General features: G+C 65.4%; 5 protein-coding genes and 1 pseudogene. 4 read left to right on the top strand and 2 right to left on the bottom strand.

The features are described 5' to 3' along the window. Positions 1 to 659: pseudogene (locus CWO91_RS41580) on the top strand (caspase family protein); the annotation flags it as partial. Positions 660 to 831: 172 nt separating this feature from the next. On the opposite strand, the gene CWO91_RS41575 reads toward CWO91_RS41580, so the two are convergent. After that, the gene (locus CWO91_RS41575) at positions 832 to 1,515 is read right to left on the bottom strand and encodes a DUF1345 domain-containing protein (RefSeq protein ID WP_130221083.1); all 684 of its coding nucleotides are present in this window, start codon (positions 1,513 to 1,515) and stop codon (positions 832 to 834) included. A gap of 224 nt (positions 1,516 to 1,739) precedes the next feature. After that, positions 1,740 to 2,663 (bottom strand): polyprenyl synthetase family protein, encoded by a 924-nt coding sequence (locus CWO91_RS41570; protein WP_130221082.1) that lies wholly within the window; start codon positions 2,661 to 2,663, stop codon positions 1,740 to 1,742. 161 nt (positions 2,664 to 2,824) lie between these two features. Between CWO91_RS41570 and mtgA the strand changes: the two genes are divergently transcribed. The 3 genes from mtgA to CWO91_RS41555 all read left to right on the top strand — a co-directional run bounded on the left by mtgA (position 2,825) and on the right by CWO91_RS41555 (position 4,645). Further along, on the top strand, positions 2,825 to 3,499 hold the full coding sequence (mtgA, locus tag CWO91_RS41565) for a monofunctional biosynthetic peptidoglycan transglycosylase (RefSeq protein WP_130221081.1): 675 nt from the start codon (positions 2,825 to 2,827) through the stop codon (positions 3,497 to 3,499). 170 nt (positions 3,500 to 3,669) lie between these two features. Further along, complete coding sequence (gene rpmF, locus CWO91_RS41560) at positions 3,670 to 3,852, top strand: 50S ribosomal protein L32 (RefSeq protein ID WP_007598106.1); 183 nt, start codon at positions 3,670 to 3,672, stop codon at positions 3,850 to 3,852. A gap of 142 nt (positions 3,853 to 3,994) precedes the next feature. Continuing rightward, positions 3,995 to 4,645, top strand: coding sequence for a hypothetical protein (locus tag CWO91_RS41555; protein ID WP_165406076.1), 651 nt, complete (start codon positions 3,995 to 3,997; stop codon positions 4,643 to 4,645). The last annotated feature ends 135 nt before the right edge of the window (positions 4,646 to 4,780 follow it).

Genomic DNA, 4,780 nt, shown 5'->3' with positions numbered 1-4,780 from the left:
CTGCGCCGGCCAGCACGGCCGGTCCGGCCGGCACCAACGTCGCCGCGCTGACGCCTGCGATTGCGCCGGCCGATCTCAGCCGCTCGGTGCAGACCGAACTCGGCCGCGTCGGCTGCTTCTCCGGGCAGGCCGACGGCAATTGGAATGCGTCATCGCAGCGGTCGCTGTCGCGGTTCAACCGTTATGCCGGCACCAAGCTCGACGTGAAGGTGGCGAGCACCGATGCGCTCGATGCGGTCAAGTCAAAACCGTCGCGCGTCTGCCCGCTGGTCTGTGAGCACGGCTTCAAGGCCGACGGCGACAAATGCAGCAAGATCGTCTGTCGTGACGGCTATGCGGTCAACGACGACAATGAGTGCGAGAAGCAGCGTGCCGCCAAGCCCGCAACGGCCAAACCTGCAGCTGCCAAGTCTGCAACTGCCAAGCGCGACGATGGCGACGAGCGTCCTGCACGGCAGCGTCGTCAGTCCGCCGGCGGAGCGGGCGGTTATGGTGCCGCTGCCGGCGTTGCTGCTGCCGCTGGCGCCGGCCGCGCGACTGGCGGCGGGCAGGTCTACTGCAATAGCGGTGGCTGCCGTCCGGTGCATCGCGGCTGCCGTCTCGAATATCGCGGCGGCGGCGGCCCCGGCAACGACGCCAATGCCGAGGTCTGTTACTGATACGGTTACGGTCATCCCGGCCTAGTGCGCAATTGCGCACGGGGGGCCGGGACCCATAACCAAAGGGAGGAGTTGGGCGAAGACCAGCAGTTATGAAGTCTTCGCCAGTACTCGCACCACCCGCATGCGATAGATCACGCGGTATGGGTCCCGGCCTTCGCCGGGACGACGGCTAAGTCGCAATCGCGCTTGCCGCGATGTTCACCGTCAGCGCCAGCAACGCCGTGTTGTAGATGAAGGACACGATGCCATGCGCCGTCGCCGTGCGGCGGATGGTCTTGTCGGTGATGCCGACGTCGGAGACCTGCGCGGTCATGCCGATCACGAACGAGAAATAGACGAAATCCCAATAATCGGCGTGGTCTTCCTTGTCGCCGCTCGGAAACTGAAGGCCTCCTGCCGTGCCGTGCCGATAATAATCATGCGCGTAATGCAGCGCGAAGGTCGTGTGCACCGCAGCCCATGACAGCGCGATCGTGGTGATCGCGATCGTCAGCTCCAGGACGCCGCGATGCGACGTGCCGAGCTCGGAGACGATCGCCGCGATGCTGGCGAAGGCGCCGGTCGCCGTCACCAGCAGGATCACGAAGCGGCCGTCGTCCTGCATCGCAGCGGCGCGACGGATGTGCTGGTGGTCGTTGCACAGCATCATCGCATAGACCAGCACGAGATAGACCGCGATCAGTGCGTCCCAACCGAACAAGAGCCGCGTCACTAGCCGATGCGTGCCCGGCAGCAGCAGGCAGACGAGGATGCCGACAGCGAGCGCGATGAACGTTCGCGGCCGTGCATAAAGCAGCCGCATCGGCCGCGACATCTGGCGAAAGCGGACGAGGACGGGATCTTCTTTTGTCATGCAGATCGTCCGGTAAGTCCTGAGCGGCATCGCTGGTGCGATCCGTCCCCCGCTTGCGGGGGAGGGTCGGGGAGAGGGTGTCTCCATAAGCGGGAGCCCCCGAGAGGAGAGAGCCCTCACCCGCGCCTTCGGCATAGCCGAGGCTTTGCCTCGGCGTCTTAAGAGGACGGCCGCCAGAGGCGGCCTATACCTCTCCCGCAAGCGGGAGAGGTGAAAACCCAACGTCAGTTCTTCCGTTCGGCGACGAAGCGCGCCGCGGCTTGCAGCACGGCGGCGCGGTCGCCGAAGATCGACACGGCGCTGTCGGCCCGCGCCAGCAGGTCGCGCACGCGCTGCTTGGCGCCTTCGATGCCGAGCTGGGTGACGAAGGTGGTCTTGCCGAGCGCGGCGTCCTGGCCCGAAGGCTTGCCGAGCGCGGCCGCATCGCCCTCGACGTCGAGCAGGTCGTCCGCGATCTGGAAGGCTTCGCCGAGCGCGCGGCCGTAATCGTCGAGCGCCTGATATTCCGCACTCGAGGCTTGGCCGAGGATCGCGCCGGCGATGCAGCCATAGCGCAGCAGCGCGCCGGTCTTCATCTGCTGAATACGGGCGACATCGATCGGTTCGTTGCCGCCGAAGCGGCCTTCGCCGGCGAGATCGAGGATCTGGCCGCCGACCATGCCGCCGATGCCGGCGCAGCGCGCCAGCGCGCGCGTCAAGAGCAGCCGCACATTGGCGTCGCGATGGATCTCGTCGCGCGTGACGATGTCGAAGGCGAGCGTCAAAAGACCGTCGCCGGCAAGGATCGCGGTGGCGTCATCGGTCTGCTTGTGCAGGGTGGGGCGGCCGCGGCGCAGGTCGGAATTGTCCATGGCCGGCAGATCGTCATGGATCAGCGAATAGCAGTGAATGCATTCGAGCGCGGCGCCCACGAGCAGTGCCGCTTCGCGCGGCACGCCGAACACGGTCGCGCTCTCGACCACAAGGAACGGCCGAAGACGCTTGCCGCCGTTCAGGCTCGAATAGCGCATTGCGTCCATCAGTCGCTTGGGCCGGGCGATCTCGTCGTGCAGGATGTCGTCCGACAGCAGGCGCCCGAGCAGGGCCTCGGTGTCATCAGCGGTCTTGTCCAGACGTTTGGCGAAATCGGACGGGGACGTGCCGGTCATCAAGAAGGGCTCCAGAACTAAAATTCGGCCGGACAATCCTTTATGCGCCCGCCTCAGTCAATCGGTTGGAAGGCCTAAAAAGTGCTGGAAAAGGCCCGAATTATCACAGACTTAATGGCCCAGCCCGTGGCCGCGTTTCATTTTGCGCCGGAAAGGTCGATTTGCGCATCGTCAAGATCCTGCTGGTCGTGCTCGCGGTCGTGGCTGTCGCGCCCTATGTGATCGCGCCGTTTTACCGGACCGGCCATCCGGTTTCGACGCTGATGGCCTGGCGTTCGCTTCGTGGCGCGCCGATGCAGCGGCAATGGATCGATCTGGCGGCGATGTCGCCGTATCTGCCGCGGTCGGTGGTGGCAGCCGAGGATGCCCATTTCTGCAGGCATCATGGCATCGACTGGGGTGCGCTGCGTGAGGCGATCGATGACGCCCAGGAGGACGGTACGCCGTTCCGGGGCGCCTCCACCATCACCCAGCAGGTCGCAAAAAACCTGTTCCTCTGGCAGGGGCGGGACTTCGTCCGCAAGGCGCTGGAATTCCCGCTGGCGCTGTGGATCGACCTCGTCCTGCCCAAGCCGCGGATCCTGGAGATTTACCTCAACATCGCAGAGCTCGGTCCACAGGGGCAGTTTGGCGTCGAGGCGGCCAGCCTCTATGCCTTCGGCAAATCGGCCGCCAGCCTTTCCCCCCGGGAAGCCGCCATCCTGGCCTCGACCCTGCCCAATCCCGTCAAACGCAGTGCCCGGACCCCCGGACCGGGTGTCAGGCGGCTGGCGGCGACCTATATGGCGCGGGGGCAGGCGAGCTCGCTTGCGACCTGCTGGCGCGAAAATCACTGATTTCGGGCCCGTTCCGGGCGTATTTTCCGGCCCAAGAGCCTAGCTTTACGGCCAGCCTTCCTCTATAAGCGCGGCCTTGATCGGCATTCAGCTCGCCTCGTATTTGCGGGTGCTGAGCCGTCCCTTCGCGGACGATGCCCTGATGACACCAATCCCTAGAGGATATTGAAATGGCCGTTCCGAGAAGAAAAACCTCGCCGTCGCGCCGTGGCATGCGCCGCTCGGCAGACGCCATCAAGAAGCCGACCTATGTGGAAGACAAGGACTCCGGCGAGCTCCGTCGTCCGCACCATCTCGACCTCAAGACCGGCATGTACAAGGGCCGCCAGGTCCTGAAGAAGAAAGAGTCCTGAAGGCAGGATCTTTCTTCAGGCGGGATGATTGGGCCCGCCTGATTTCGGCCAACCCATGAGATAGACGGTGACGGCGGCGGAGCAAATGCTTCGCCGCTGCATTGTCCTGTCCGGATATCTTGATCGAGAAGGCATTTTGCCGATGGTCGGTTTCCCGCTGCTTCTGATTCCGCTCGCGGTCTACAACATCATCGCCTTCCTGATGCCGACGGTGTCCTTTACGGACGTGCTGTTCAGGGTGCCGATGGTGTCCGGCGAGACCTGGCCGGTCACGCTTGCCGACCTCCTGCTCGCGCTCGGCGTGGTGCTGCTGCTGCTCGAGGTGGTCAAAGGTGCGCGGCCCGGCTCGAAATTCCTGATGGATCACCTGCTGTCGCTGATCGTGTTCGGCGCGGCTGCCGCCGAATTCGTGATGTGGCCCAAATTCGGCAACTCCACCTATTTCCTGCTGGTGCTGCTCGCGATGGCCGACTTCCTCGGCGGCATCGCCCAGCGCACGCGCCGTCGCGTCACCTATGTCGCTGAAACGACGGTGGCGGCGCCACGCAAGGCCAAGCGCCAGGCCGAAGCGCCGGAGGAGGATGTGGCGTCGGAGCGCAAGTTCGAGCCGGTGATTGCGCCGCAGCCGGCACCGGCGGTGCCGCCCGCACCCTCAGCGCAATCCGTCGCCGAATCCGTGCTGATGGATCATCCGGCGCCCAAGCCGGGGCAGGGCGCGCCCTCGCCGGAAATCCCCTCGCCGCAGCTTCAGCCGGGCTGCACGCCGTCCTCGCCGGATACACCGCCACGCTGACCCCCTTCAAGTTCGCCGCGGCGTTGTGCGCTCCCTCGCCCCGCTTGCGGGGCCGCGACGAGCTTCGCTCGCGCTGAGAGGGTTGGGTGAGGGGGAGTCGCCCACAGGGTCGGTGAGAGTTGGACGCGCGGAGAG

Origin of the sequence: Bradyrhizobium genosp. SA-3 (assembly GCF_004212635.1) — a bacterium.
Lineage (GTDB): Bacteria > Pseudomonadota > Alphaproteobacteria > Rhizobiales > Xanthobacteraceae > Bradyrhizobium.
This window is presented reverse-complemented; position numbering and strand designations above follow the sequence as displayed.